Below are 24,307 nucleotides of genomic sequence, written 5' to 3' on the forward strand. Positions count from 1 at the left end.
TGGTACGGCCTCAGCGTGGTGGTTGCCACTCTTTATTGGTCAATGCGGTGAGTACATGATCCTGCCACTGTCCGTCGATCAGCAGGTAATCCTTGGCATAGCCTTCGCGTTCAAAACCGAGCCGGGTCAGCAACGCTCCGCTGCGTTGGTTATGCGGCATATAGTTGGCCATGATGCGATGCATCCGCTGTTGGCGCTGCATATAACGGATGGCCGTTTGCAACGCTTCGTACATCAGCCCCTGCCCCTGCCACTTCTCACCCAGGGAGTACCCCAGGAAGCAGGCATGGAACGATCCACGCAGCACATTGCTGAAGTTGGCGACGCCGCACACATGGAGTTCTTCCGGATCGAGCAGGATAAAATAATAGGCACTGCCCTGCTTTTGCATTTCCGTGATCATACCCAGGCGAGCTTGCCAGCCGGAAGGGTAACAGTGGCTATCATCGCGCACCGGCTCCCAGGGCTTCAGGAACGCCCGGTTTTCGGCATAGTATTCGGCCAGGCGATAGGCATCACGTTCGTGAACTAAACGGACAACCAGCCGGTCGGTGGTAAGGCGTATTTTCGGTGATGCAGAGCGATAGCCAAACATCATTTCCCCCGCGGTCTGAACGGTTCGATAAGAAGTATTGATTGGGTCAACGTCTACGGGCCCAGGCGTTATCTCGCATGACTCATGGCAGACTATCGGCGTAAAACCGCGTATTCCCCCGGTAATATAACCGTAGCCCGCCCGGCAGGTAAGCCCCTGAGCGCTCAGTAAATCGCCAGTTAGCTGTTTTGCCCAGTTTTAAGTGTAGTTTTGCCACTCAGGTAACGTATTGACGATTAAAAAATATTATCTATCTCCCCCCTATCAGCCATCATGTATTGGGTAGAGAATAACCGGGTAGTCTTTCTCTCCTTTTAACTGCTCGTGGTGAAGCATGTCTCTGGTATCGCAAGCTCGGAGCTTGGGTAAGTATTTTTTATTGTTCGATAACCTGTTGGTGGTTTTAGGCTTTTTCGTCGTCTTCCCACTTATTTCTATTCGCTTTGTCGATCAACTTGGCTGGGTGGCCGTGGTCGTGGGGCTGGCTCTGGGATTACGCCAGCTCATTCAGCAGGGATTGGGGATCTTTGGCGGGGCAATTGCCGATCGTTTTGGCGCCAAACCGATGATCGTCACCGGTATGCTGCTGCGCGCTGCGGGCTTTGCCACCATGGCGATGGCCGATCAACCCTGGATACTGTGGTTTTCCTGCGCGCTGTCCGCTATTGGCGGCACCCTGTTCGATCCGCCCCGTACCGCGCTGGTGATCAAGCTGACCCGCCCACATGAGCGCAGCCGTTTCTATTCGCTGCTGATGATGCAAGACAGCGCCGGTGCCGTGATCGGTGCGTTAATCGGCAGTTGGCTGCTGCAGTACGATTTTCATTTCGTCTGCTGGGTGGGCGCGGGTATTTTCGTACTGGCCGCCGGTTGGAATGCCTGGCTGTTACCCAACTACCGGATCTCTACCATACGCGCACCGATGAAAGATGGCATGATGCGCGTGCTGCGCGATCGCCGCTTCCTGACCTATGTGTTGACGTTGACCGGCTATTACATGTTATCGGTACAGGTAATGTTGATGCTGCCAATCGTGGTCAACGAAATCGCCGGTTCGCCGGCGGCGGTCAAATGGATGTACGCCATAGAAGCTGCGCTATCGCTTTCATTGCTATACCCGCTGGCACGTTGGAGCGAAAAACACTTCCGGTTGGAACAACGCCTGATGGCCGGCTTGCTGCTGATGACCCTCAGCCTATTGCCTGTCGGCTTTGCCACCAGCCTGCAAGCGGTGTTTACTCTGATCTGCTGCTTCTATCTGGGATCGATCATCGCTGAACCGGCGCGTGAGACCTTGAGCGCCTCGCTGGCCGACTCACGGGCACGCGGCAGCTACATGGGCTTTAGCCGCCTGGGGTTGGCACTCGGCGGCGCATTGGGTTATACCGGCGGTGGCTGGATGTATGACACCGGCAATGCGATGGGCATGCCGGAGTTGCCCTGGTTCCTGCTGGGGCTGGTGGGCTTTATCACGCTGTTTGCCTTGTACTGGCAATTTAATCCGCGTACTGCGGCCCCCGCAATCCTCCGTGGTGGCTGATTTTTGCCCGGGCGCATCCCTTGCGCCCAGTCTCTGGCGACCTAATCTGCCAAAGTTGCTATCCTGATAGTACAAAAAACGGCGCAGAAAGGCTTATGATGGAGCATCATCCCACAACAACCTGCGCAGCGGCCCAGACTGGCTGCTAAACCCGACAACAGGAGCAAGCATGAAACTGTTTATTTACGATCACTGCCCGTTCTGCGTAAAGGCCCGCATGATATTCGGCCTCAAGGATTTGCCGGTGCGTTTGGTGACCCTGCTAAGCGATGACGAAATCACCCCCACCAGCATGATCGGCAAGAAAATGGCGCCTATCCTGCAAAAAGACGACGGTAGCTATCTACCCGAAAGCATGGATATCGTGCATTACGTCGATAACCTGGACGGAAAACCGCTACTGACGGGGAAAACCAATCCGGCCATCGCCGCGTGGTTGCAACACACTGCCACCTACGTCAACAAACTGCTGTTACCGCGCTTTGCCAATGCCGATTTCGAAGAGTTCGCCACTGACAACGCACGCCGCTATTTCAGCGACAAAAAACAGGCTGCCAGCGGTGATTTTGCCGTGTTACTGGCCGACAGTGCCGACCTGATCGCCCAATTGGAAGAGGATCTGGCCACGCTCTCCCCGCTGATCCAGTCTTCGGAAGCGGTCAACGGCACTCTCAGTGAAGATGATATCCATCTGTTCCCGCTGTTACGCTCACTGTCGATCGTGGCCGGTGTCGCCCTGCCGGACAACGTGGAGGCTTACCGCAACCACATGGCGCAGCGCGTTGATATTCAGTTGCTGTTCGATATGGAGCAATGATCCGCAACGGCGATAAGGGAGCCACGCGCAGATGCTAAAAATGTTTTTTGTCACCGCTCGTGACCGCGCCAGGCTGCAAGAAATCTCATCCGTACTGATCCGTTACGGTTTGCAGGACGTGATCAGGCTGCTCGGGTTAGGCAAGATGCTTGGCGGCCTGAGCAGCGGCGGCGTGGAGGTTGATAATCAGACATTGCCAGAACGTCTGCGCGCGGCCCTGGAAGCTCTGGGGCCAACCTTCGTTAAATTCGGCCAGATCCTGGCCACCCGTACCGACCTGCTGGAACAGCGCTGGACCGACGAGCTGGAGCGCCTGCATAGCCAGGCGACAACCCTACCCTGGGAAAAGCTGGCTGCGCAGATCACCGCCGACCTGGGCAGCGACCCTCAGCAGGTCTTTGCCCAATTTGATCCGATCCCGCTAGCCGCCGCCTCCATGGCGCAAATCTACCGCGCCCGCCTGCACAGTGGCGAGTCGGTGGTGGTAAAAGTGTTGCGCCCCGGATTAGCCAAAACCATTCATGCCGATCTGCGCCTGTTGGCCTATCTGGCAGAAACCGTGGAGCAACAAAGCCCGGCGCTGGCGCGTTATCGCCCGCACCAGATGGTGCAAACGCTGGCTACCGCGCTTAATCACGAGCTGGACTTGACGCATGAAGGTAATAATTGCGATCGGGTTGCGGAACACTTTGCCAAACAGCCCGACGTGGTGATCCCGAAAATTTATTGGCAGCACTCGTCAAAACGCCTGCTGGTACAACAATATCTACCCGGCATCGCGCCCGAAAATCCCCAACAATTAGCCGCCGCCGGGTTCGATGGCCCGTTGCTGGCACAGCGTGGCGCGCAGGCTTTTATGGCCATGGTGCTGGAACATCGGCTTTATCACGCCGATCCTCATCCCGGTAACGTAATGGCCCTGGGTGACAACCACGTAGGGTTTATCGATTTTGGCATGGTTGGCCAACTGTCGGAACGGCGGCGCAATCAGCTGCTGCTGTTGCTGCAGGCCATTGCGGAGCGCCAGAGCGACGGCATCGTCAATACGCTGATCGCCTGGTCTGACAGCCAGGAGCTGGATCTGATCGATCTGGAACAAGCTGCGCAAAACTTTCTCGATAAGCAGGCTTCGAGCACCCTGACGCTAGGCAAGGCACTCACCGACCTGTTGGTGATGGCCCGCGAGCACCAACTACCGTTGCCTCCCGATCTGGTGTTGTTATTCAAGGCGCTGATCACCGCGGATGGCGTTTTGCACCGCTTGGATCCCGCCTTTGATATCGTTGCCACCCTGAAACCGATGCTGCGCCAGGTGATGCTCCAGCGCTATACACCCGAAGCGCTGCGCCGTCGTGCTCTATTACTGGGTGGTGAGGCGCTGGATGCCGGAGAGGAACTTCCGCAGGCCATTCGTTTGCTGATGCGCCGTTTAAAGCAGGGCAAGATCGATGCCGAAATCAACGTCAAGAACCTCAACCAGCTCAGCAAGGCTCTGGAACGTGCGGCTGTCACGCTGGCCATTGCGATCGTCACGGCGGCATTCGCACTGGGGCTGGCTCCCTATCTAATGCGTTCCACCAGCCAGCTGTGGGGAATTCCTCTGTTCCCGGCGCTTGGCGGGTTAACCTGTCTGGGAGGCGTGGTGCTGTTGGTATGGCGGCTGCGGCGATAGGTAATTTCAGCCTTATCCGACCAGGTAAAAAACCCTTTGCGCCGCGTCATCTGTTATCCTGCAAGCTGAAATTTTTCTTTGCTGGCAGTCACCTTTGGTTTGCAACAGTCAAAGTCTGCCGCATTTTCGTTTTACGAGGTTTGAATGAAGAAGATCCTGATGGGCATGGCCGCCCTGGTCGTTGCCGGTACGCTTGTCGGCTGTAACCAGCTTACCCAATACAGCGTCAGCGAGCAGGAAGTGAATAATTACCTGCAAAAACACAACGACTACCAAAAGCAGATCGGCGTGCCGGGGTTGGTTGATGCCAATATCGTGTTAACCCAGTTGCAGAGCCAGATTGGCCGCACTGAACCTAACAAGGTGACACTGTCTGGTAATGCCAAGGTCAATATCACTTCGATCCTCGGGCCACAGGCCGCCGATTTGCAGCTAACGTTGAAGGCGCAACCGGTCTACGACCGCGAAAAGGGAGCGATCTTCCTCAAAGACATGGAGTTGGTCGATTACCAGGTACAGCCGGAGAAGATGGATACGGTGATGAAGGCTTTATCGCCTTACCTGAACCAGTCGTTGAAATCGTATTTCGATCAGAAACCGGTATATGTTCTCAATGCGGATAAGAGCAAAACGGAAGCCATGGCACTCAAACTGGCTAAAGGGTTGGAAGTGAAGCCCGGTCAGTTGGTGATCCCGTTTACCGACTAATCGTTGTTAGGGGCGCAGTGCTTGCTGCGCCCTCGCTCATTTACTCTTGTTCGTCCTTCCCTTCTTCATCCTGCTCATACTCTGCTAGCTCATCACACATAGCTGCGATGGCGTGGCGAGCGATCTCTGACAAAGTACGGTAAAAACCGCTGGTGGCATGTGCTTCAACCTTACCCAGGAAGCGGCCACACCAAGGCAGCAAGAACTCGTTAAACAGCGTGATTTGCGCCTGGACCTCATCTTCCTGCGACTGATCTTCCAGCCAGGAGGCGGCCAGCAGCAGCAAACCGAAATGATCGGCTGGCGCTTCGCCTAATGGCATCCCACGCTGCTGGAGAAATACCCGCACGTCCGCTTCGCTGGCACCTTCAACGTAGGACGAACGCAGTGGTGACACACTACATTCGCTGCCGACAAACAGAGCGTTAAAATCGGCGGCCAACTGCGGATCGGTACAATGCTGTTGCAAACGAGTCAGCAGTTCGTCCTGCTCGAGCGGCCAGTGCTGTTGCAGTTTGCCCTCCTTGATCAAGGTAAACAGCGGCTCCAACAACGGATCCTGCGGCTGGCGGTAAAACAGCGTGCCCAACACCCGGCAGACAACGGAAAACTCATTCATGATAACACCCTATAAAACCAAAATTTGCCGTGACGATGTCACAGATCGGCTAATTCCGCAATTGCCGGTCTGCCACGCTGCTCAAGAAAGCTCAGGATCCGGCGCGGTGACACATTTAAAATGCGCTCCTGCGGGAAATTCACTTCTTCAATGATACGTTCGCAGTGTTCAAAACCACCGAGAGCAAAAGCCACGTGCGAGTCTGAGCCTAATGCCAGCCAGCCGCCCGCGTCACGCACGGCGGCCGCTATCGCACGGCAGTTTGATTCACTGCCCTTGCGTGAATGAATAAACGAAGAGTTATTCAGTTCCAGGGCTACCTGATATTTGGCTGCCGCGGCGGCTATCGCCGGGATATCGACCGGATATTTGGGGTTGCCCGGATGGCTGATGATATGGACATCGCCCTGCGCCATGGCGGCAATCATCGCCTCAGTGTTGGCGGCCCGATCCTGCGGTGCAAATACCGGCTCATGGAATCCGGCAATAATCAGATCGATTTCGTTGAGCATGGGTCCGGTGCAGTCGATATCACCGGCCAGGTTTTTGATATTGGCTTCAATGCCGCGCAGAATGCCAATGCCATCCACCAGACGTGGCCACACACGCATGTTCATAAAGTGCCAGTAGTGTGGTGCATCGGCCATATCCGGCCCGTGGTCAGTGATGGCGAACAGTTTGATGCCTTTTTGTTTCGCTTCGGCGATATAGTCGTGCAGGGTGCTATAGGCATGGGTACTGGCTACGGTATGCATATGTAAATCAACGGGGTACATTCTTTCTCCTTCTTAGGCCCTCGCCAGGGTCAGCGGATGGCGGGCCGATCCTTGTTCATGATAGCAGTTAACGCAGCTATCGACATGTTAGCGGGTTGTGAAAGCATCAATAGCCACGCTGAATATCAACCAGGCCTGAAGGCTGTTCACCCGCCTCAAGCCGCAGAAGGTTGGCGCTAACCTGATCCATCGCCTGTTCCGGTAGGGTAACAGCAGCAATATGCGGTGTAATCGTGACACGAGGATGACGCCAGAAGGCATGAGCGGACGGCAAAGGTTCGTTGACGAAGACGTCAAGCATGGCGGCCGTCAGTTGTCCTTGTGCCAACATCGCCAGCAGATCGTCTTCCACCAGATGGGCACCGCGCGCAATGTTGATCAGGTAAGCGCCCGGCACCAAACGGCTAAACAACTGGCGGTTGAGGATACCCGCCGTTTCAGGCGTATTAGGCAACAGGTTGATCAGCAAGCGCGTGCCATCAAGAAACGCTGCTAGCTGAGGTTGCCCGGCAAAACTCTGTACGTGCTCAATCTGCTTGGGGCTGCGGCTCCAGCAGCGGACGTTAAAACCGAACGCCACCAGCTTTTGCGCCACGCTTTTCCCCAACACCCCAGCGCCCAGAATGCCGATAGTGAAATCGCTCTGCTGATGAGGCTCAAGCGGCAACCAGTTCTGCTGCTGTTGCTGCAACTGATACTCATCAAAACGGCGAAAATAACGCAACACGCCGGCCAACGCGTATTCATCCATCTGCTGTGCCATGCCGGTATCCTCCAGCCGGATCACCGGCACTCCCGCCGGTAGGCTGCCGGGATGCTGGCGCTCCTGTTCAAGGATGGCGTCGACGCCAGCCCCCAGGGCAAAGATCCCTTTCAGATCGCGGCGGTTGGCCAGCATCTCATAAGGTGGCCGCCATACCAGCGCGTAGTCCGCCGGACGATCATCGCCCGGTTGCCATGCCCGGATATTCGCCTGTGGTAAGCGCTTCGCCATGCCTGCCAGCCACTCTTGCGCATCAAAAAACGGGTGATAGAAAATGATATTCACTGCCGGTTCCCTTGTTGGGTGGATTTTAGTTATCCTTTCGCGCTTTGCCGCACGATGCAAGAATAAACTGACACTGGGAGGGAGGAATTATCGTGCGACAAATCAGCAGATTGCTGGAAGTTTGGCTAAACGCGCGCGGTAATGTCACAAGACTATTGACGCTGGGATCAGATTCTCCTACATTAGCGCCCGTCGACAGCGTAAACGTTGCCGATGACAAAACGGTGAGGTGTCTGAGTGGCTGAAGGAGCACGCCTGGAAAGTGTGTATACGCGTAAGTGTATCGAGGGTTCGAACCCCTCCCTCACCGCCATCTTATAAGAAAGAGTCTGAACTTACGTTCAGACTCTTTTTTTTGCATATTCCCCAGTCTGGGAGGGGTGAGAAGCCTCGACAGGGTTCGACAAAATGGCCCGCACCGCAGGGACATTTTGGACGGCCGACCGGCCGCCCGTAGGGTGAGCTTGCGAATCAAGCCCTCCCTCACCGCCATTTTAAATGAGAAAGCCTGAATTCATATTCAGGCTTTTTTATTGCATGTACCACTCTCTGGGAGGGGGGAGAAGCCTCTACAGGGATCCCCCCCTCAAATCAGCTTGGCTTCCCTGAGTTCACTTTTCAGATAGGCGTAATAGATAGGAGCGGCAATCACGCCAGCCAGGCCGAATGCAGCCTCAAAGACCAACATCGCCAGCAAGATCTCCCAGGAGTTAGCCCTGATCTTAGTGCCGACAATGCGGGCATTGAGGAAATACTCAAACTTGTGGATCACGATCAGGTAGAGCAGCGCAATCAGTGCCACTCCGAGTGAAACCGACAGGCCAGAGATGAAAACAATGGTATTGGAGATCAGATTGCCGATCACCGGCAGCAGGCCAAAGATAAAGGTAAACACCACCAGCGTTTTCGCCAACGGGATATGGATCCCACACAGCGGTAGCACACCAAGGATAAAGATAGCCGAGAAGAAGGTATTGATTGCCGATATTTTAACCTGAGCAAACACAATATTGCGGAACGCCTGTGATAGCAGGGAAATCCTTTTCATCAGCTCACTTTTCAGTAATGGCCGCTCCTCGCTGCTATCAATGTTATACAGTGAGACGATGGCACCGAGCACCATCCCGATCAGCATGGTCACCAGGCCATGCAGTACGCTTTTACCCATAGTCTGCAGCAGCGCTATGTGCTGTTGTAGACGGCTCAGGATCTCGTTCTTCAGTTCTGCCACACTCAACGGCAGATAGCCCGGCATATATTTTGCCACCTCTTGCTGGACATCCTGCAGGATGAACGCAATACGGGTGTTGATGCCAGAGATATTCTTCATATCCTGCATCAGATAGCCGACGATACTCCCCACAATGGCGATCAACAGGCTGACCACCAAAGTGCTGATCACTGCCACCACCAGCCATCTGGCCCGATGGCCGCCAATCACCTTCTGAAAATGTGGCGTAAGGATATTCACGATCTCGTAAACCAGAAAACCCGCCATAAAGCAGGTAAGAAGATGCAACGGCAACAGCAGCAGGATCCCCCCCATCACAAAGATGAAACTGATTATCCTGGCCTGTTTGACATTCATTATCTGCATTGTTACTCGCTTGTCCTTGAGAGGATAGGATTTTTAAGTACCTGTTTTAGTATTATGTTTTATTTAACATGCCAAACAGAACAGGACAACTTAAATCACCTGGCTTCAAGGCGGGAACTCAGGCTTTCGCCTTAATAACTCTCAGGCTCTGCGGGATGACTATCCCCTAAAATATGCGGCGATTTCACAAATACCCCTTTCCACGGTATCGAGCCAGTATTGACCAGGAAATGCGCCTCGCCAGGATCACACTGCAACACATCCCCTTCACGCAGCATGTGCATCTCCCCCTCCAGATACAGGCACACTTCCCCACTGATAGTATAAAAGACTTCGCAAACCTCCTTGTGACGGTGATTTCTAAATGACTGCCCTGGCTGTAACACCACGACGCCCATATCGCACATCGGCCCACGGATCAGGTATTTGGGGCCATTGTCGCCGAAGCGATAGTCGTGATCCATTTCATTGGTCTTGATCATGATGCCTCCTTTAAAGGCCGGGAGCCTTCCACATTGAGGTCGTCAACCCGTGATCAACCAAACCAAGTTGATCCAGATACACCTCCAGCCATTTTTGACGTGCCTGTTGATAAACCTCACTGTTATCTGGGTTCGGGATATGTTCCCTATCCCAACGCACCAGGCTCTCCCCCGCATCTGCCAACGACGAATAGACCCCTACCCCCACACCAGCCGCAATAGCACATCCCAGCGCGGTAGCTTCCTTAACCACCGGGACTCGTACGGTCAGCCCGGTGACATCGGCCAGGATCTGGCTCCAGAGCGTGCCTTTTGAACCACCGCCCGCAAACACCAGCGAATCGGCTTTGACACCTGAAAACTCGGCGATTTGTTGTAGATTACAGGCCGACACGATGGCCGCGTTCTCTTCAAGGGCGCGGAACAACGTAGCTTTGTTGCACTTTTCCGGATCGATCGACAGGTTGATAAATGAGGGGGCGGCGTGATACCAGTTCTTAAAGCGCATGACATCGGAGAAGATAGGCATAATGCCATGAGCACCTGATGGTACCCGCCTGGCCATATCTTCCAGCAAGGCATAGGTATCCACGCCCAGACGTTCACCAATCAGCTTCTCCTCGGCGCAGAAGGCATCACGGAACCAGCGCATGGTCAGGCCGGTAAAAAAGCTGATGGATTCAGCCTGAGCCATTCCCGGGATCACATGCGGGTTAATGCGCACATTCATATTGGGATCGGTAACCGGCGTAGGAAGGTTCACCACCTGCTGCCAGAACGTTCCGCCCAATACGGCGGTCTGTGCTGGTCTGACAATGCCAAGACCCACGCATCCCAGTTGGACATCACCTCCCCCGACAATCACCGGTGTGCCCGCCCTCAGGCCTGACAATGACGCGGCATTGGCCGTCACCGACCCCAACGGCGTTCCCGTCTCTTTTACCGGTGAAAGGATGTCAGAGCGCAGGCCCGCCATTTCCAACAGGCCTTTTCTCCAGTCTCGTGTGACCAGATCAAGCAACCCGGTAGTCCCGGCATTTGATGGGTCGACCGCAAGTTCACCGCTAAGCATGTAAGCCAGCCAGTCACTGATCATGGTGACCGCGGCTGCCTGGCGATAGATATCAGGGCGGTAATGCGCCAACCACAGCAGCCGGGGCATGGCACTGAGTGCCAGTGTCTGCCCTGAACAACGGTAAACCTCATCTTCAAAAGTATGGTTGTGGATCTCTTTTAACTCGCTGACCTCACGCGTTGCCCGTGCATCTACGTTGGCACATGCCCAGATCGGCTGACCTTCTGCATCATAGATCACAATCCCTTCACGCATTGAACACGCAGCTACGGACGCAATCGCCTCCGGCGCAATGGCCGCCATCTTTAACGCCTGATGGATGCATTGGCAGGTGAGGTGCCAGTTTTTGGCAAGATCGAATTCCATGGAGCCCGGTACATCAGGGACCGCCAAATGTTGCCATTCGGCTTGCCCTACTGAGACTTGATTGCCTTCCAAATCAAAAATTACCGCTCTGATGCTGCCGGTACCGGCATCCAGAGCCATCAGGTATTGGCCTGATGTGGCAGGAGTACAGAGTCGAGCCATGAGTTTGTCCTCGGCTGGTGTTTGAGACAGTCTGTTACATCGTTATTAACCTTTACTTTCCAATAAGTTTGAGCATTTCTGCCGCCGTGTCCTGATCGGTGACCAACGCGTTGATATAGCCGCCCTTCAATGCCGCCACGATCGCTTCGGCTTTTGCTACTCCCCCCGCAACCCCGACAACGGTAGGTATGGTGGCAAGCGCGCTCAAGCTCAGCCCTATCAATTCTTGATGAATTTGCATGTCGGGAATAATGTCGCCGCTGGCATCGAAAAAGTAGCCAAGAATATCGCCAACAGCGCCTTTGCGGCCAATCATCAGTTGCTCGCCTTCGGTGATATAGCCAGCGCGTAAAATGGTAGCGGCATCTTTTTGACTCACCGCACCGATCCCAACGACGGCGACATCGGCAGCCTGGGCCGCAAGCAGCACGTCCCTGACGCTATTTTCATCCCGCAGGGTACGGGCAATATCGGCAGAGGAAGCGCGCAATGGCGCTGGGATCATGCTGACGCTGCAGGCCGCATCCAACTGACCAATCCCGGTCATATAAGGCCCTACACCACCGGAAAGCGTAACCAGGCGAATTTGCTGCGAAGAAATGAAGCCGCTGAGCCTTTTCAAGGTGCTCATGGCGGCCTCACCAAATCCCGCCGCCAACATCTGTTGCGGCTGCAGCGATTCCATCAACATGTGTGCCGCACCGATCCCCAACCTCGCGCTGTCATCAGCATCGGCCAAGGAGGGCAATACGCGAATGTTTTTCAGGTCAAAATGTTTTTTCAACGCATCTTCATACTGTAGGCAACCTTCAAAGCGGGAGTTAATCTGCACCCGAATGATCCCAGACTGATGCCCTTTCTCCAGCAAACGCGAAACTTTAAGCCGCGTTAGCCCAAGCCGGGTACTGATCTCACTTTGCGTCAGCTCATCGTGATAATAGAACCAGGCGATGCGGGCAACCTGCTCCTCCTCGCACATGCCATGTTCGGTAATCAATGCACTGTCATTTATCGTCATAAATCCGCTTCTCTTTGAACATTTTTAAATCTTGAACACAATTGTTCCGCTATCGCTCAACAATAGCTGTGAGTCATGCCACAAATATACACCAAATTTGAACATCGGTTTCTACAGAACACAATTATTCAAAAAACGTGATCGCAGTGATGGTTTTATCGCCAAACCATGACTAAGGTTATGAACAATTAGTTTTCTAAAAAATATTTGTTCAACTCAGTCGCTCATCTTTGAGTGAACGGAGGCAAGATGCAAACCGGTGAATACCCAGACCCACCTCTGCTCTGTGTACAAAATATCAATAAGCACTATTCCGGTGTTGCGGTGCTGAAAGGCATCGACTTTACCTTGCACGCCGGGGAGGTACATGCCCTGCTCGGTGGCAATGGCGCAGGGAAGTCCACGCTGATGAAGATCATTGCTGGCGTAGTACCACCGGACGGCGGCGCTATCGAGATCAATGGCCAGCGTTGTGCCAGCCTGACCCCGGTAAAAGCGCATCAACTGGGGATCTATCTGGTGCCGCAGGAACCGCTGTTGTTCCCCAGCCTGTCGGTTAAAGAGAATATTCTGTTTGGTCTGCCTGCCAAGCGGGCTGCTGTTGAAAAAATGCAGCAATTACTCGAACTGTTGGGATGCAAGCTTGAGCCCAACAGTATGGCAGGGTCGCTGGATGTGGCTGACCGCCAGATTGTAGAGATCATGCGGGGATTAATGCGTGATTCCCAGATCCTGATCCTGGATGAACCCACGGCGTCGCTGACGCCTGCCGAAACGGACAGACTATTTGCCCGCCTGCATGAACTGCTTGGCAAAGGTGTCGGTATCGTCTTTATTTCCCATAAGCTGCCGGAAATCCGCCAGATTGCCGACCGTGTTAGCGTAATGCGTGACGGCAAAATCGCCCTGACGGGGAAAACCGCCTCGCTGACCACGGATGAGATTATTCAGGCAATCACCCCAGCCGCCCGTAATGTGGATCTCTCCGCTAGCCAGAAACTGTGGCTCGAACTGCCTGGCAATCGGCCAGCCAACCCTCAGGGCAAAGCCGTATTGCAGTTGAGGGAACTCACTGGCGAAGGCTTCCGGCAGGTGACACTCAACGTCCACGCTGGGGAAATCCTGGGTCTGGCTGGCCTGGTCGGTTCCGGGCGCACCGAGTTGGCTGAAACGCTGTATGGTTTACGCCCAGCCAGTGCGGGCAGCATCATGCTCAATGGTGAAGAGATCGCGGAACTGAGCACCCGCCAGCGGTTGCAGCGCGGGCTGATCTATTTACCGGAAGACCGGCAGTCTTCCGGGCTGTATCTGGATTCATCGTTATCCTGGAACGTCTGTGCCCTGACCCATAATAACGGCGGGTTCTGGGCCCATCCACAGCGTGATAACGCTACGCTTGAACGTTATCGCCGGGCACTGAATATCAAATTCAACCACCCGGAACAACCGGCCCGCACCCTGTCTGGCGGTAATCAACAAAAAATACTGATCGCCAAATGCCTGGAGGCATCACCACAGTTGCTGATCGTTGATGAACCGACCCGTGGCGTCGACGTCGGTGCACGCAACGATATCTATCAGCTCATTCGGAGCATTGCCCAACAGCATGTCGCTATCCTGTTTATTTCATCCGATCTCGAAGAAATAGCCATGATGTCCGATCGCGTCTGCATCATGCACCAGGGCGAGGTGGCAAGCAGCGCTCTGTGTGGCGACGAGATTACTGTGGATACCATCATGCATATGGCCTTTGGCGAACAACACGTCATATCTCCCTCCTCCTATCAACCTCATACCAACGGGGAGACCTCATGCTAAAGATGATACAAAACAACCGTGAACTGACGGCGCTGCTGGCCATCATCGCTCTGTTTGCGCTACTGGGGAGCATTGATAGCAGCTATTTCAGTTTTCAGACGCTGACCATGATCTTCAGCAGTTCGCAAATCCTGATGTTGCTGGCCATCGGCGCGGCGCTGGTCATGCTGACCCGTAACATTGATGTCTCCGTCGGTTCCATCACCGGGATGTGCGCGGTGCTGCTTGGGATAACGCTCAATGCCGGATACAGCTTGCCCGTCGCCTTTGGCGTCACGCTGCTACTCGGTTTGCTGGCGGGCTTTTTTAATGGCGTGCTGGTCGCCTGGTTTAAAATTCCTGCCATAGTCGCCACCCTGGGCACCCTTGGTCTTTATCGTGGCATCATGCTGCTATGGACCGGAGGTAAATGGATCGAAGGGTTGCCAAGCTCGCTCAAGCAGCTTTCTTCACCGGTGCTGCTGGGCATCTCACCGATTGGCTGGCTAACCTTACTGCTGGTGGCGTTAATGGCCTGGCTACTGTTGAAAACCTCATTCGGCCGCAGCTTCTATGCCACCGGTGACAACCTGCAGGGGGCTCGTCAACTCGGTATCCGCACCGAGGCCATCCGCATCATCGCTTTCTCACTGAATGGGCTAATGGCAGCGCTCGCCGGGATCGTGTTTGCCGCACAGATTGGCTTTATTCCTAATCAAACCGGCACCGGCCTGGAAATGAAGGCTATTGCCGCCTGCGTGCTGGGAGGTATCAGCCTGCTTGGTGGCTCTGGCACGGTGGTGGGGGCCATTTTGGGAGCCTATTTCCTGACGCAGATCGACAGCGTGCTGGTACTGTTGCGCATTCCCGCCTGGTGGAACGACTTTATCGCTGGCCTGGTTTTGTTGGGGGTTCTGGTGTTTGATGGCCGCCTGCGCTGTGCCCTGCAAAAGAATATCCGCCGCCAGAAGTATGCCAGGTTTATCGATCCTCCACCCTCGGCCCCCACATCCCCTCACACCACCCAACTCCCTGCCCAGGGAAAAAAACGGGAGATCGCATGATGGCACAATGGCGACGTTTCGGCTGGGAACTGGCGCTGGCCGCCCTGCTGCTGATTGAGATCCTGGCGTTCGGGGTCGTAAATCCACGCATGCTGGACATTAATGTCCTGCTGTTCAGCACCAGCGATTTTATCTGTATTGGCATTGTGGCACTGCCGTTAACCATGGTGATCGTCAGTGGCGGCATTGATATTTCATTTGGTTCCACCATTGGCCTGTGCGCCATTGCGCTAGGAGTGATGTTCCAGGCGGGCCTGCCCTTGCCGTTGGCAATAGCGATAACGCTGGCCCTGGGCGCCCTGTGCGGTTTGATCAACGCCGGCTTGATCATCTACACCGGTATCAATCCTCTAGTGATCACCCTCGGCACCATGTACCTGTTTGGCGGTAGCGCCCTGCTGCTTTCGGGCATCTCTGGTGCCACCGGCTATGAAGGCATCGGCGGATTCCCGATGGTCTTTACCGATTTCGCCAACCTGACCGTGTTCGGCCTACCAGTACCGCTGACCTTCTTTATGGTCTGTGTGCTGCTGTGCTGGCTGCTGATGCACCGGACACATGCAGGGCGCAACATCTTCCTGATTGGCCAAAGCCAGCGCGTGGCGCAATACAGTGCGATCCCGGTTAACCGAACGCTGTACGCACTCTATGCAATGACCGGCTTTGCTTCAGCCATCGCTGCGGTGCTGCTGGTTTCCTACTTTGGTTCGGCTCGTTCCGACCTCGGCGCCTCTTTCCTGATGCCAGCCATCACGGCGGTAGTACTTGGCGGGGCAAATATTTACGGCGGCTCAGGTTCCATTCTCGGTACCGCCGTAGCCGTCTTGCTGGTCGGTTATCTGCAACAAGGATTACAAATGGCTGGCGTGCCCAATCAGATCTCCAGCGCACTTTCCGGAGCGCTGCTGATTATTGTCGTCGTTGGCCGCTCCATCAGCCTGCATCGGCATCAAATCAGAGAGTGGATCCAACGGCGCAGCAGCATCCATCAGGTTTGAACGATGACATACATCTTCTGACAACGCGATATACGGAGAACAACATGAGCCTACAACGTATCAAAAAAATCGCGCTTTTAAGCGTACTCGGCATGGCTTCGCTAAGCATTGGCGTACAGGCAGCAGAGCGCATTGCCTTTATCCCCAAACTGGTGGGCGTCGGCTTTTTCACCAGCGGCGGTAATGGAGCATTAGAGGCGGGGAAAGAGCTGGGCGTTGACGTAACCTACGATGGCCCAACCGAGCCCAGTGTTTCCGGCCAGGTTCAGTTGATCAATAACTTCGTTAACCAGGGCTATAACGCCATTATCGTCTCTGCCGTCTCCCCGGAAGGACTATGCCCGGCATTAAAACGAGCCATGCAGCGTGGCGTGAAGGTATTGACCTGGGACTCAGACACCAAGCCCGAATGCCGCTCTTATTACATCAATCAGGGTACGCCAGCCCAACTCGGAGGCATGTTGGTCGATATGGCAGCCAATCAGGTGAAGAAAGAAAAGGCCAAAGTCGCCTTCTTCTATTCCAGCCCGACGGTCACCGACCAAAACCAGTGGGTGAATGAAGCCAAACGTAAAATCGAGAAAGACCATCCGGGCTGGGATGTGGTCACCACGCAGTTTGGTTACAACGATGCCACCAAGTCACTGCAAACCGCCGAAGGGATCCTGAAAGCCTACGGCGATCTGGACGCCATCATCGCCCCGGATGCCAATGCCCTGCCCGCAGCGGCCCAGGCGGCAGAAAACCTCAAGCGTGACAACGTGGCGATCGTCGGTTTCAGCACCCCAAACGTCATGCGCCCTTATATTCAGCGCGGCACGGTTAAAGAGTTCGGCCTGTGGGACGTGGTCGAACAAGGGAAAATTTCGGTTTACGTGGCCAACGCCCTGCTGAAAAACGGTGAATTGAAGGTTGGCGACAAGCTCGACATTCCTGGTGTGGGCCAGGTAGAGGTTTCACCAAACAGCGTACAAGGCTACGACTACCAGGCAAAAGGCAATGGCATCGTGCTGCTACCTGAGCGCGTGGTGTTCAATAAAGACAATATCGACAAATACAACTTCTAACCTATCGCCCCGATTATTTGGAGGGAGTAAGACAATGGCTGATTTAGATGACATCAAAGACGGTAAAGACTTCCATATTGACCAGCCGCAGCAAAATGCCCTGTTTAGTTTAAAAGGATGCGGTGCGCTGGATTGGGGCATGCAGTCCCGCCTGGCACGCATTTTCAATCCCCGCACTAACCGAACCGTGATGCTGGCCTTTGACCACGGCTATTTCCAAGGCCCGACGACCGGGCTGGAGCGGATTGATATCAATATTGCGCCGCTGTTTCAGCATGCAGACGTGTTGATGTGTACCCGGGGTATTCTGCGTAGCGTGATCCCGCCTGCCACTAACAAACCCATCGTCCTGCGCGCTTCAGGAGCAAACTCCATTCTGACTGAATTGAGCAATGAGGCGGTGGCTGTCGCCATGGACGACGCGGTCCGTCTTAATAGCTGTGCCGTCGCCGCGCAGGTTTACATCGGTACGGAACATGAACACCAGTCGATTAAAAACATCATCCAGCTGGTCGATGCAGGTCTTAAAGTCGGCATGCCCACCATGGCGGTGACCGGCGTAGGGAAAGATATGGCGCGCGATCAGCGCTATTTCTCACTGGCCACGCGTATTGCCGCCGAGATGGGGGCGCAAATCATCAAGACTTACTACGTGGATAAAGGGTTCGAACGCATTGTGGCTGGCTGTCCAGTCCCTATCGTCATCGCCGGTGGGAAAAAACTGCCAGAGCGCGAGGCGCTGGAGATGTGCTTCCAGGCCATCGATCAAGGGGCGTCCGGGGTCGATATGGGGCGGAATATTTTCCAGTCAGCAAGCCCGGTTGCCATGATCAAGGCGGTGCACGCCATCGTTCATCAGAACGAAACGGTAGAACACGCCTACGAACTCTTCCTCAGCGAAAAAGGCTGATACGGCTGAAATGCGGGCCGGTTTCCAGGCCCGCCCATTCAAGGAGGCTGATTATGCACGTTACCCTGGTCGAAATTAACGTTCATGACGACAAGGTTGAACGGTTTATCGAGGTGTTTCGGCAAAACCATCTGGGCGCGATCCAGGAAAAGGGCAACCTACGCTTCGATGTGTTACAGGACCCTGACATCCCTACGCGCTTTTATATTTACGAGGCTTACGCCGATGAGCAGGCCGTGGCTTTCCATAAAACGACCCCGCACTACCTGGCCTGTGTCAAAGAGCTGGAGTCTTTGATGACCGGCCCACGCAAAAAGACGGTCTTTATTGGTTTGATGCCCTCACCCACAGGGAAAGGGAGATGATAGCCCCTGCGCTGTTGGGGGAAGAGAGGTTATCTCAGCAACCTCTCTCTTACGGGCCGCGGCAGCAGCCCGTTGCCTGACCACCAGGTATCGAAGTCAGTGGGACCTGGCGATAATAGTCAAGGTTTTTGCCCATCGCGGTTCCGAACGAGGCCTGCATCAGTTCGCCATCGGTGTTGATTTGTTTCCTTGCAGTGCTTTTTCGGCAACCTGCAGATACTTGGCATCGATATACCGTTTGCACACCGACTTGAGGATCCCGAACGCAAAACCGGCGGCTGCGATGGGTGTGGATGTCGATGGGCTAGTAAAACCGGTTTTCCGGCCTTGATTTACGGCAAAGCGACCACGGCTTAACCACCTGAGCTAAAACCGTAAAAATATTCTTGACCGGTTAGCCGACTCTCCCTATAGTAGCGCCCCGTTGCACTGAGCAAGCGCAACGTACGGTGAGGTGTCTGAGTGGCTGAAGGAGCACGCCTGGAAAGTGTGTATACGCGAAAGTGTATCGAGGGTTCGAACCCCTCTCTCACCGCCATATTCCAAGAGAAAGTCTGAACTCACGTTCAGACTTTTTTTTGCATGTACCCCAGTCAGAGAGGGGTGAGAAGCCTCGACAGGGTTCGACAAAATGGCTCACAGCGCAGAGACATTTTGGACGGCCGACAGGCCGCCCGCAGGGTGAGCTTGCGAATCAAGCCCTCTCTCACCGCCATATTAAATGAGAAAGCCTGGACTAACGTTCAGGCTTTTTTATTGCATGTACCCCAATCAGAGAGGGGTGAGAAACCTCGACAGGGTTCGACAAAATGGCTCGCAGCGCAGAGACATTTTGGACGGCCGACAGGCCGCCCGCAGGGTGAGCTTGCGAATCAAGTCCGATCTCACCGCCATATTCTAAAGAAAAAGTCTGAATTCACGCTCAGACTTTTTTGCATGTCCCCTTTCTTTTGGTAAAAGGCCAGTCTGAGTGGCGCGGCTTCAAGGTAGTGGTAAACGTCACAACGATAAAAACGGACAATTTATCGCCACACTCCGTTTAAACAAAAGTTAGAAAGTATTTGCTACAATACCCATAGCGTTATAATTTAGTTACTTTACTCAGGATACAGGTATCATCATGACTAATCAGCACACTGGCGGCGAATTGACTGAAGAACAAAAACAAGAAATTGACTTAATAGCGTTACAACGAGTCGAGGCAATGAATAGCGACGAATTCCTTTGCCAGCGCATTGACGAAAAAGTTCACGCGATGGAAGAACACCTCAAGGCTTATTTCAACAGGTGTTTTTCACTCCACTTAAACAACAAGCATAGCGAAAAGTAAAATCCTTTACGGGCCTGAGCTAAAACGCCCTATTCCAAGCCATTCACTAAACACGGTTTGTTGGTGAGAGGCTGATAAACATGGAAAATGGAGCTATCTAATTGGAAAGTATCAAAGAAATAATTATCTATTTCTCTCTAATGCTACAGGTTTTTTTAGAGTTTCTATCCGTTATTTGCGTTTTTGTCGGGTTGGTAAAGGCACTTTATACCACAATAACCAAAGTTAAAAGTCAGTCTATACTCTATTTAATCAGGGCGCGCTTTGGAACCTGGCTTGCTTTGGCGTTAGAGTTTCAATTAGCGGCTGATATCTTGGCAACGACAATCAACCCTAGCATGGAGGAGTTGATTAAACTGGTCATCATTGCCGTGATACGTACATTCCTTAATTACTTTTTATCTAAAGAGTTAGATTATGCCGAAAACAATGTTGCTGTCGAAGCTAAAACCGACGCAACAACGCTGGAAGGAAAAAAGTAAAGACGTAAAAAAAAGCACGGTTAACTCCTGGGCCAGGCTAAGACTTCTTAGCCGCCATAGGGCTAAACTTCCTCCCCAACTGGGATAACAACATCAACCGGCTGCTGACCACGCGGTTTTTACCCTCGCGTTTAGCGTCATACAGCGCTTCATCCGTCATTTCTATCGCTTTCTCCACCGACATACCGGCCAGATAGAGCGAGGTCCCGATGGAGATGGTCATGCGGATCGGATACCCGTTATCGGTAATAAAATCAAATCCTTCCACCCTGCTGCGAATACGTTCCGCCACGGCAGCAATCTGCTGCGGTTCATAGCTGGAAGTGATGACCATAAACTCCTCGCCACCGTAGCGCCCGACAAAGTCTTCATCGCGAACGCACTCTTGCAAAATGGCCCCTACGCTGGCTAACACACCGTCACCGGCCAAATGGCCATAGGTGTCATTGACCTGTTTGAAATTATCCAAATCCAGCAACATCAGGCCACAAGACTCTCGTTGAGCATGCTGCAGCATCATTTTGTAGTCCACACTGGCACGGTTGTTGATGTGGGTCAGACTGTCGGTCGTCGCCTTGTTGCGCATGGAGAAAAAGGCGTTGATATGGCGCTCTTTAAAGCTCAGGGCGTGGTAGCAAATCGCCAGGCAAAGCGCCGATGCAGCCTGATACAACAGAATATCCAGCCACAGTTCACGGAAGTTGACGAACAAGCCGACCACGGCAATACGGTAAAGCGCAATGATACCGATGGTAAGGTAAAACACCCGGTTCGATTTTTTCCGCCAGACCCCCGATAGCAACAGCGGCAAGATGATCGAACCGATAAACAGATTATCCAGCGTGAAGCCGCCGTTAAAGCCAAAGTTTACCAGATAGCACACTATCCCACTGACTGCACCTCCGAAAAACAGCACCAAAATCATCGGGATCATGGCAAAGCTGTAATAAATATTACCGGTGAGCAACAGCCGAGACTGATTCAGATACAACACCGCCAGCCCTGCCAGCACACCAAATAACACCCGTTTCCACACGGCGGACTGGAAGGAAAAAGGGGCATTTTTGCTAAGCGCAAAGTAGGCGACCGACAGCGTGGCATAGGTGATGCACGCGTCACTGTAAAAAGACGAGATCGACGCAATATATGTCATAACTATTCGGCATACTCCAGGATGCGGCAATGAAGTTTTTCGGGTTATTTTTGACAACGGCCCCCTGTAATACCGCTTCCGACAGCGCTCATCATACTAAAAATCACAATGACTAGGCGGGTATATGTTATTGCCAGGCAATCTATGTCCTATCCTCAATTCAGGATAGTCTGTTATCCATCACACCACGGGGAAAATCTGATGAATATCGATGATGAATTGCAAGCGCTGGTGACCCAAGAAACGGACCTTACCTTCCACCATTTCGACCATGCCACCGCGTGGGAGCTGGGTGTAGCGCTAAAAAATGCCGCAGAACATCGCCAATTACCCATCGCTATCGAAATTCAGCTGAACGGACAAACGCTGTTTTATTACGCCATGCCAGGGGCAACGCCAGACATTGCCGACTGGGTGCGGCGCAAGCGCAACGTGGTCAACCATTTTCATAAAAGCTCTTATGCCGTGGGCTTACGCCTGCAACAGCGGCAGGTTACGCTGGAGGAAAGATATGGCCTTAGCGTACGTGACTATGCCGCCCACGGCGGCGCATTCCCTATCAACCTGCTCAATGTGGGTTGCGTCGGTTCCATCTCGCTTTCTGGCTCTCCGCAGCTCGAAGACCATCATCTGTTGGTCAGCACTCTTGCTCTGTTTCTCGGCTTATCCTTACCCGCAGTACACTAAGCGATAAAAGCTGCGCTTTTCCCCCCATCCGCAGCGAACGATCTGCACAGGCTGGCGCTTGGCGCACATAGTCCGCTGAAAAAATATAAATTAATCACAATCCAGATGCTTTGATACAAATCTAGGTATCGGCGGGCAGAAAGGGGTATGGTATCTACCAGCTATTCCGAGACGGACCTCCATGGCCCGCCATTCCGTTCTCTTTTATAGACTTGGTTTGCAACTTTGATGAAAACGCACGAAATCAACGGTATCCGCCCTTTCAGCGCCCTGATAGATGCCTGCTGGCGCGAGCCCTATTCCCTTCAACGTCTACTGAAAGATGCCATTGCCGGGGTTACCGTCGGCATCATTGCCATACCGCTGGCGATGGCGCTAGCCATTGCCAGCGGCGTTCCCCCACAGTATGGGCTGTATACCGCCGCCATTGCTGGCATCGTGATCGCCGTCAGCGGCGGTTCGCGCTACAGCGTTTCCGGCCCCACCGCGGCGTTTGTGGTGATCCTGTTCCCCGTTTCACAGCAGTTTGGGCTCTCTGGCTTATTGATTGCCACCATGCTGTCCGGCGTATTCCTGCTGATTATGGGGTTAGCGCGGCTTGGCCGCCTGATCGAGTACATTCCACTTTCGGTCACGCTTGGGTTTACCTCCGGGATTGCCATTACCATCGCCACCATGCAGGTGAAGGATTTCTTTGGCTTACAGCTGGCGGAAGTACCGGAAAACTACATCGGTAAGGTGAATGCGCTGTTGCATGCTTTACCCACCTTGGACTATGGCGATACGTTGATTGGCGTGGTCACTCTGGTAGTCCTGCTGCTCTGGCCAAAGCTGGGGCTGCGTATTCCCGGCCACCTGCCCGCCTTGTTGGCTGGCACCGCAGTGATGACTATCCTGGCTCAGTTCGATCATCAGGTTGCGACCATTGGCTCTCGTTTCAGTTTCGAACTGGCCGACGGCAGCCAAGGCCAAGGTATCCCGCCGATCCTGCCGCAGTGGTTATTGCCCTGGCATCTGCCTGCTGGCGATGGTAAACCGACGGAACTAAGCTGGCAGCTGCTTTCCGCTCTATTACCGGCAGCCTTTTCCATGGCAATGCTTGGGGCGATCGAATCGCTGCTGTGCGCGGTAGTGTTGGATGGCATGACGGGCAAAAAGCACCACTCCAACGCCGAACTGATTGGCCAGGGCGCGGGTAACATCATCGCCCCGTTCTTCGGGGGGATCACCGCAACCGCCGCCATTGCCCGCTCGGCAGCCAACGTGCGTGCAGGGGCAACCTCACCGGTTTCGGCAATCATCCACTCGTTAATGGTGCTGTTGTCCTTGCTGATGCTGGCACCGTGGCTGTCCTACTTACCGCTGGCGGCGATGGCTTCGCTGTTGCTATTGGTTGCCTGGAACATGAGCGAGGCGCATAAAGTGGTTTATCTGCTGCGCCGGGCGCCGAAAGACGACATTTTGGTGATGCTGCTGTGTATGTCGCTAACGGTACTGTTTGATATGGTGATTGCCATTACCGTTGGCATCGTACTGGCCTCACTGCTGTTTATGCGCCGAATCGCACGCATGACCCGCCTAAGCGAGTTGAGCGCCGAAGATGGCCGGCTGGTGCTGCGCGTCAACGGTCCGCTGTTCTTCGCCGCTGCCGAACGCGTGTTCAACGATCTGCTGGTACGCGGTGAAAACTATCACACCATCGTACTGCAATGGGATGCCGTGCCGGTGCTGGATGCCGGGGGGCTCAACGCGTTGCAACGTTATATCGACGCCCTGCCCGCCGAAAAACAGCTGGTGATCACCGATATTCCATTCCAGCCGCTAAAAACCCTGGCTCGTGCTCGCATGAAGCCAATCGATGGCAAGCTGCATTTCTACCCCACCCTGCCAGAAGCGCTCACCGCGCTGAACGCCCACTAAAGCAAAAGGCCCGACAGCTTAATGTCGGGCCTTCAGATTGGCGGGCGCAGCATGCGCGC

At 54.0% G+C, this 24,307-nt stretch carries 23 protein-coding genes, 2 tRNA genes and 1 pseudogene; 16 read left to right on the forward strand and 10 right to left on the reverse strand.

The features are described from left to right. Positions 1 to 10: 10 nt before the first annotated feature. Positions 11 to 595, reverse strand: a complete 585-nt coding sequence (gene rimJ, locus KGP21_RS16280; protein WP_021181129.1) for a ribosomal protein S5-alanine N-acetyltransferase — start codon at positions 593 to 595, stop codon at positions 11 to 13. Positions 596 to 929: 334 nt separating this feature from the next. Between rimJ and mdtH the strand changes: the two genes are divergently transcribed. The 4 genes from mdtH to KGP21_RS16300 all read left to right on the forward strand — a co-directional run bounded on the left by mdtH (position 930) and on the right by KGP21_RS16300 (position 5,332). Further along, the gene (mdtH, locus tag KGP21_RS16285) at positions 930 to 2,135 is read left to right on the forward strand and encodes a multidrug efflux MFS transporter MdtH (RefSeq protein WP_223535661.1); all 1,206 of its coding nucleotides are present in this window, start codon (positions 930 to 932) and stop codon (positions 2,133 to 2,135) included. 169 nt (positions 2,136 to 2,304) lie between these two features. Beyond that, positions 2,305 to 2,952 carry a glutaredoxin 2 gene (grxB, locus tag KGP21_RS16290; RefSeq protein ID WP_223535664.1) on the forward strand — a complete coding sequence of 216 codons (648 nt, stop codon included), beginning with the start codon at positions 2,305 to 2,307 and terminating at the stop codon, positions 2,950 to 2,952. A gap of 31 nt (positions 2,953 to 2,983) precedes the next feature. After that, positions 2,984 to 4,624: an AarF/ABC1/UbiB kinase family protein gene (locus KGP21_RS16295; RefSeq protein ID WP_059201004.1), complete on the forward strand. Its 1,641-nt coding sequence runs from the start codon at positions 2,984 to 2,986 to the stop codon at positions 4,622 to 4,624. A 144-nt stretch (positions 4,625 to 4,768) separates the two neighbouring features. Further along, entirely contained in the window at positions 4,769 to 5,332 is a 564-nt protein-coding gene (locus KGP21_RS16300; protein ID WP_024486936.1) for a lipoprotein, read from the forward strand. A 40-nt stretch (positions 5,333 to 5,372) separates the two neighbouring features. Here KGP21_RS16300 and KGP21_RS16305 read toward each other — a convergent pair whose 3' ends face one another. The 3 genes from KGP21_RS16305 to ghrA all read right to left on the reverse strand — a co-directional run bounded on the left by KGP21_RS16305 (position 5,373) and on the right by ghrA (position 7,775). Continuing rightward, positions 5,373 to 5,951 carry a molecular chaperone gene (locus tag KGP21_RS16305; protein WP_021806676.1) on the reverse strand — a complete coding sequence of 193 codons (579 nt, stop codon included), beginning with the start codon at positions 5,949 to 5,951 and terminating at the stop codon, positions 5,373 to 5,375. Positions 5,952 to 5,989: 38 nt separating this feature from the next. Beyond that, positions 5,990 to 6,727 carry a phosphatase gene (locus KGP21_RS16310; protein ID WP_021806677.1) on the reverse strand — a complete coding sequence of 246 codons (738 nt, stop codon included), beginning with the start codon at positions 6,725 to 6,727 and terminating at the stop codon, positions 5,990 to 5,992. A 106-nt stretch (positions 6,728 to 6,833) separates the two neighbouring features. Next, positions 6,834 to 7,775, reverse strand: a complete 942-nt coding sequence (gene ghrA, locus KGP21_RS16315; protein WP_021806678.1) for a glyoxylate/hydroxypyruvate reductase GhrA — start codon at positions 7,773 to 7,775, stop codon at positions 6,834 to 6,836. Positions 7,776 to 7,998: 223 nt separating this feature from the next. Between ghrA and KGP21_RS16320 the strand changes: the two genes are divergently transcribed. Then, positions 7,999 to 8,088: transfer RNA gene (locus KGP21_RS16320), tRNA-Ser, on the forward strand. Between the two features lie 273 nt (positions 8,089 to 8,361). Here KGP21_RS16320 and KGP21_RS16325 read toward each other — a convergent pair. The 4 genes from KGP21_RS16325 to lsrR form a co-directional block, all read right to left on the reverse strand. Next, a complete protein-coding gene (locus KGP21_RS16325; protein WP_094981369.1) occupies positions 8,362 to 9,372 on the reverse strand; it encodes an AI-2E family transporter in 1,011 nt (336 codons plus the stop codon). Between the two features lie 131 nt (positions 9,373 to 9,503). Beyond that, positions 9,504 to 9,854 (reverse strand): cupin domain-containing protein, encoded by a 351-nt coding sequence (locus KGP21_RS16330; RefSeq protein WP_115158819.1) that lies wholly within the window; start codon positions 9,852 to 9,854, stop codon positions 9,504 to 9,506. 10 nt (positions 9,855 to 9,864) lie between these two features. Beyond that, complete coding sequence (lsrK, locus tag KGP21_RS16335; protein WP_223535667.1) at positions 9,865 to 11,457, reverse strand: autoinducer-2 kinase; 1,593 nt, start codon at positions 11,455 to 11,457, stop codon at positions 9,865 to 9,867. A 52-nt stretch (positions 11,458 to 11,509) separates the two neighbouring features. Further along, positions 11,510 to 12,475, reverse strand: coding sequence for a transcriptional regulator LsrR (lsrR, locus tag KGP21_RS16340; RefSeq protein WP_223535671.1), 966 nt, complete (start codon positions 12,473 to 12,475; stop codon positions 11,510 to 11,512). A 249-nt stretch (positions 12,476 to 12,724) separates the two neighbouring features. Between lsrR and lsrA the strand changes: the two genes are divergently transcribed. Genes lsrA through lsrG form a run of 6 tightly spaced genes read left to right on the forward strand, consistent with a single transcriptional unit; the run spans position 12,725 to position 18,676 of the window. After that, positions 12,725 to 14,293, forward strand: coding sequence for an autoinducer 2 ABC transporter ATP-binding protein LsrA (gene lsrA, locus KGP21_RS16345; protein ID WP_223535674.1), 1,569 nt, complete (start codon positions 12,725 to 12,727; stop codon positions 14,291 to 14,293). Continuing rightward, positions 14,287 to 15,336 (forward strand): autoinducer 2 ABC transporter permease LsrC, encoded by a 1,050-nt coding sequence (gene lsrC, locus KGP21_RS16350; RefSeq protein ID WP_223535677.1) that lies wholly within the window; start codon positions 14,287 to 14,289, stop codon positions 15,334 to 15,336. The genes lsrA and lsrC overlap by 7 nt, the downstream gene beginning before the upstream one ends. Further along, positions 15,333 to 16,334 (forward strand): autoinducer 2 ABC transporter permease LsrD, encoded by a 1,002-nt coding sequence (gene lsrD, locus KGP21_RS16355; protein ID WP_021806687.1) that lies wholly within the window; start codon positions 15,333 to 15,335, stop codon positions 16,332 to 16,334. Before lsrC ends, lsrD begins: the two co-directional genes overlap by 4 nt. 44 nt (positions 16,335 to 16,378) lie before the next feature. Beyond that, on the forward strand, positions 16,379 to 17,401 hold the full coding sequence (gene lsrB, locus KGP21_RS16360; RefSeq protein ID WP_223535680.1) for an autoinducer 2 ABC transporter substrate-binding protein LsrB: 1,023 nt from the start codon (positions 16,379 to 16,381) through the stop codon (positions 17,399 to 17,401). A gap of 34 nt (positions 17,402 to 17,435) precedes the next feature. After that, entirely contained in the window at positions 17,436 to 18,311 is an 876-nt protein-coding gene (gene lsrF / locus KGP21_RS16365) for a 3-hydroxy-5-phosphonooxypentane-2,4-dione thiolase (protein WP_179253899.1), read from the forward strand. A 53-nt stretch (positions 18,312 to 18,364) separates the two neighbouring features. After that, positions 18,365 to 18,676 carry a (4S)-4-hydroxy-5-phosphonooxypentane-2,3-dione isomerase gene (lsrG, locus tag KGP21_RS16370; RefSeq protein WP_021806690.1) on the forward strand — a complete coding sequence of 104 codons (312 nt, stop codon included), beginning with the start codon at positions 18,365 to 18,367 and terminating at the stop codon, positions 18,674 to 18,676. Positions 18,677 to 18,725: 49 nt separating this feature from the next. On the opposite strand, the pseudogene KGP21_RS16375 reads toward lsrG, so the two are convergent. After that, positions 18,726 to 18,958, reverse strand: a pseudogene (locus KGP21_RS16375) (glycoside hydrolase family 88 protein); the annotation flags it as partial. A 166-nt stretch (positions 18,959 to 19,124) separates the two neighbouring features. Between KGP21_RS16375 and KGP21_RS16380 the strand changes: the two are divergent. From KGP21_RS16380 to KGP21_RS16390, 3 genes are all read left to right on the forward strand, one after another. Further along, positions 19,125 to 19,214 (forward strand) — tRNA-Ser (locus tag KGP21_RS16380). Between the two features lie 582 nt (positions 19,215 to 19,796). After that, complete coding sequence (locus KGP21_RS16385) at positions 19,797 to 20,006, forward strand: hypothetical protein (protein WP_021806691.1); 210 nt, start codon at positions 19,797 to 19,799, stop codon at positions 20,004 to 20,006. 101 nt (positions 20,007 to 20,107) lie between these two features. Beyond that, the gene (locus KGP21_RS16390; protein WP_037376011.1) at positions 20,108 to 20,488 is read left to right on the forward strand and encodes a DUF1622 domain-containing protein; all 381 of its coding nucleotides are present in this window, start codon (positions 20,108 to 20,110) and stop codon (positions 20,486 to 20,488) included. Between the two features lie 37 nt (positions 20,489 to 20,525). Here KGP21_RS16390 and KGP21_RS16395 read toward each other — a convergent pair whose 3' ends face one another. Further along, entirely contained in the window at positions 20,526 to 21,641 is a 1,116-nt protein-coding gene (locus KGP21_RS16395) for a GGDEF domain-containing protein (RefSeq protein ID WP_021806693.1), read from the reverse strand. A 201-nt stretch (positions 21,642 to 21,842) separates the two neighbouring features. Here KGP21_RS16395 and KGP21_RS16400 point away from each other — a divergent pair, with 201 nt between their 5' ends. Both KGP21_RS16400 and dauA read left to right on the forward strand, forming a co-directional pair. Beyond that, complete coding sequence (locus KGP21_RS16400; RefSeq protein ID WP_179247600.1) at positions 21,843 to 22,328, forward strand: heme-degrading domain-containing protein; 486 nt, start codon at positions 21,843 to 21,845, stop codon at positions 22,326 to 22,328. 228 nt (positions 22,329 to 22,556) lie between these two features. Beyond that, the gene (gene dauA / locus KGP21_RS16405; RefSeq protein WP_223535682.1) at positions 22,557 to 24,248 is read left to right on the forward strand and encodes a C4-dicarboxylic acid transporter DauA; all 1,692 of its coding nucleotides are present in this window, start codon (positions 22,557 to 22,559) and stop codon (positions 24,246 to 24,248) included. Positions 24,249 to 24,307 lie beyond the last annotated feature (59 nt).

Origin of the sequence: Serratia sp. JSRIV004, assembly GCF_019968705.1 — a bacterium.
Lineage (GTDB): Bacteria > Pseudomonadota > Gammaproteobacteria > Enterobacterales > Enterobacteriaceae > Chania > Chania fonticola_B.

Excerpts from the sequence above, each read along its gene's own strand:
- lsrF (WP_179253899.1), top strand. The coding sequence starts at position 17,436 with ATGGCTGATTTAGATGACATCAAAGACGGTAAAGACTTCCATATTGAC.
- lsrB (WP_223535680.1), top strand. The coding sequence starts at position 16,379 with ATGAGCCTACAACGTATCAAAAAAATCGCGCTTTTAAGCGTACTCGGC.
- lsrR (WP_223535671.1), bottom strand. The coding sequence starts at position 12,475 with ATGACGATAAATGACAGTGCATTGATTACCGAACATGGCATGTGCGAG.
- KGP21_RS16400 (WP_179247600.1), top strand. The coding sequence starts at position 21,843 with ATGAATATCGATGATGAATTGCAAGCGCTGGTGACCCAAGAAACGGAC.
- mdtH (WP_223535661.1), top strand. The coding sequence starts at position 930 with ATGTCTCTGGTATCGCAAGCTCGGAGCTTGGGTAAGTATTTTTTATTG.
- KGP21_RS16310 (WP_021806677.1), bottom strand. The coding sequence starts at position 6,727 with ATGTACCCCGTTGATTTACATATGCATACCGTAGCCAGTACCCATGCC.
- KGP21_RS16385 (WP_021806691.1), top strand. The coding sequence starts at position 19,797 with ATGACTAATCAGCACACTGGCGGCGAATTGACTGAAGAACAAAAACAA.
- KGP21_RS16325 (WP_094981369.1), bottom strand. The coding sequence starts at position 9,372 with ATGCAGATAATGAATGTCAAACAGGCCAGGATAATCAGTTTCATCTTT.
- rimJ (WP_021181129.1), bottom strand. The coding sequence starts at position 595 with ATGTTTGGCTATCGCTCTGCATCACCGAAAATACGCCTTACCACCGAC.
- lsrA (WP_223535674.1), top strand. The coding sequence starts at position 12,725 with ATGCAAACCGGTGAATACCCAGACCCACCTCTGCTCTGTGTACAAAAT.
- lsrD (WP_021806687.1), top strand. The coding sequence starts at position 15,333 with ATGATGGCACAATGGCGACGTTTCGGCTGGGAACTGGCGCTGGCCGCC.
- lsrG (WP_021806690.1), top strand. The coding sequence starts at position 18,365 with ATGCACGTTACCCTGGTCGAAATTAACGTTCATGACGACAAGGTTGAA.
- lsrK (WP_223535667.1), bottom strand. The coding sequence starts at position 11,457 with ATGGCTCGACTCTGTACTCCTGCCACATCAGGCCAATACCTGATGGCT.
- lsrC (WP_223535677.1), top strand. The coding sequence starts at position 14,287 with ATGCTAAAGATGATACAAAACAACCGTGAACTGACGGCGCTGCTGGCC.
- KGP21_RS16395 (WP_021806693.1), bottom strand. The coding sequence starts at position 21,641 with ATGACATATATTGCGTCGATCTCGTCTTTTTACAGTGACGCGTGCATC.
- grxB (WP_223535664.1), top strand. The coding sequence starts at position 2,305 with ATGAAACTGTTTATTTACGATCACTGCCCGTTCTGCGTAAAGGCCCGC.
- KGP21_RS16305 (WP_021806676.1), bottom strand. The coding sequence starts at position 5,951 with ATGAATGAGTTTTCCGTTGTCTGCCGGGTGTTGGGCACGCTGTTTTAC.
- KGP21_RS16300 (WP_024486936.1), top strand. The coding sequence starts at position 4,769 with ATGAAGAAGATCCTGATGGGCATGGCCGCCCTGGTCGTTGCCGGTACG.
- KGP21_RS16330 (WP_115158819.1), bottom strand. The coding sequence starts at position 9,854 with ATGATCAAGACCAATGAAATGGATCACGACTATCGCTTCGGCGACAAT.
- dauA (WP_223535682.1), top strand. The coding sequence starts at position 22,557 with ATGAAAACGCACGAAATCAACGGTATCCGCCCTTTCAGCGCCCTGATA.
- KGP21_RS16295 (WP_059201004.1), top strand. The coding sequence starts at position 2,984 with ATGCTAAAAATGTTTTTTGTCACCGCTCGTGACCGCGCCAGGCTGCAA.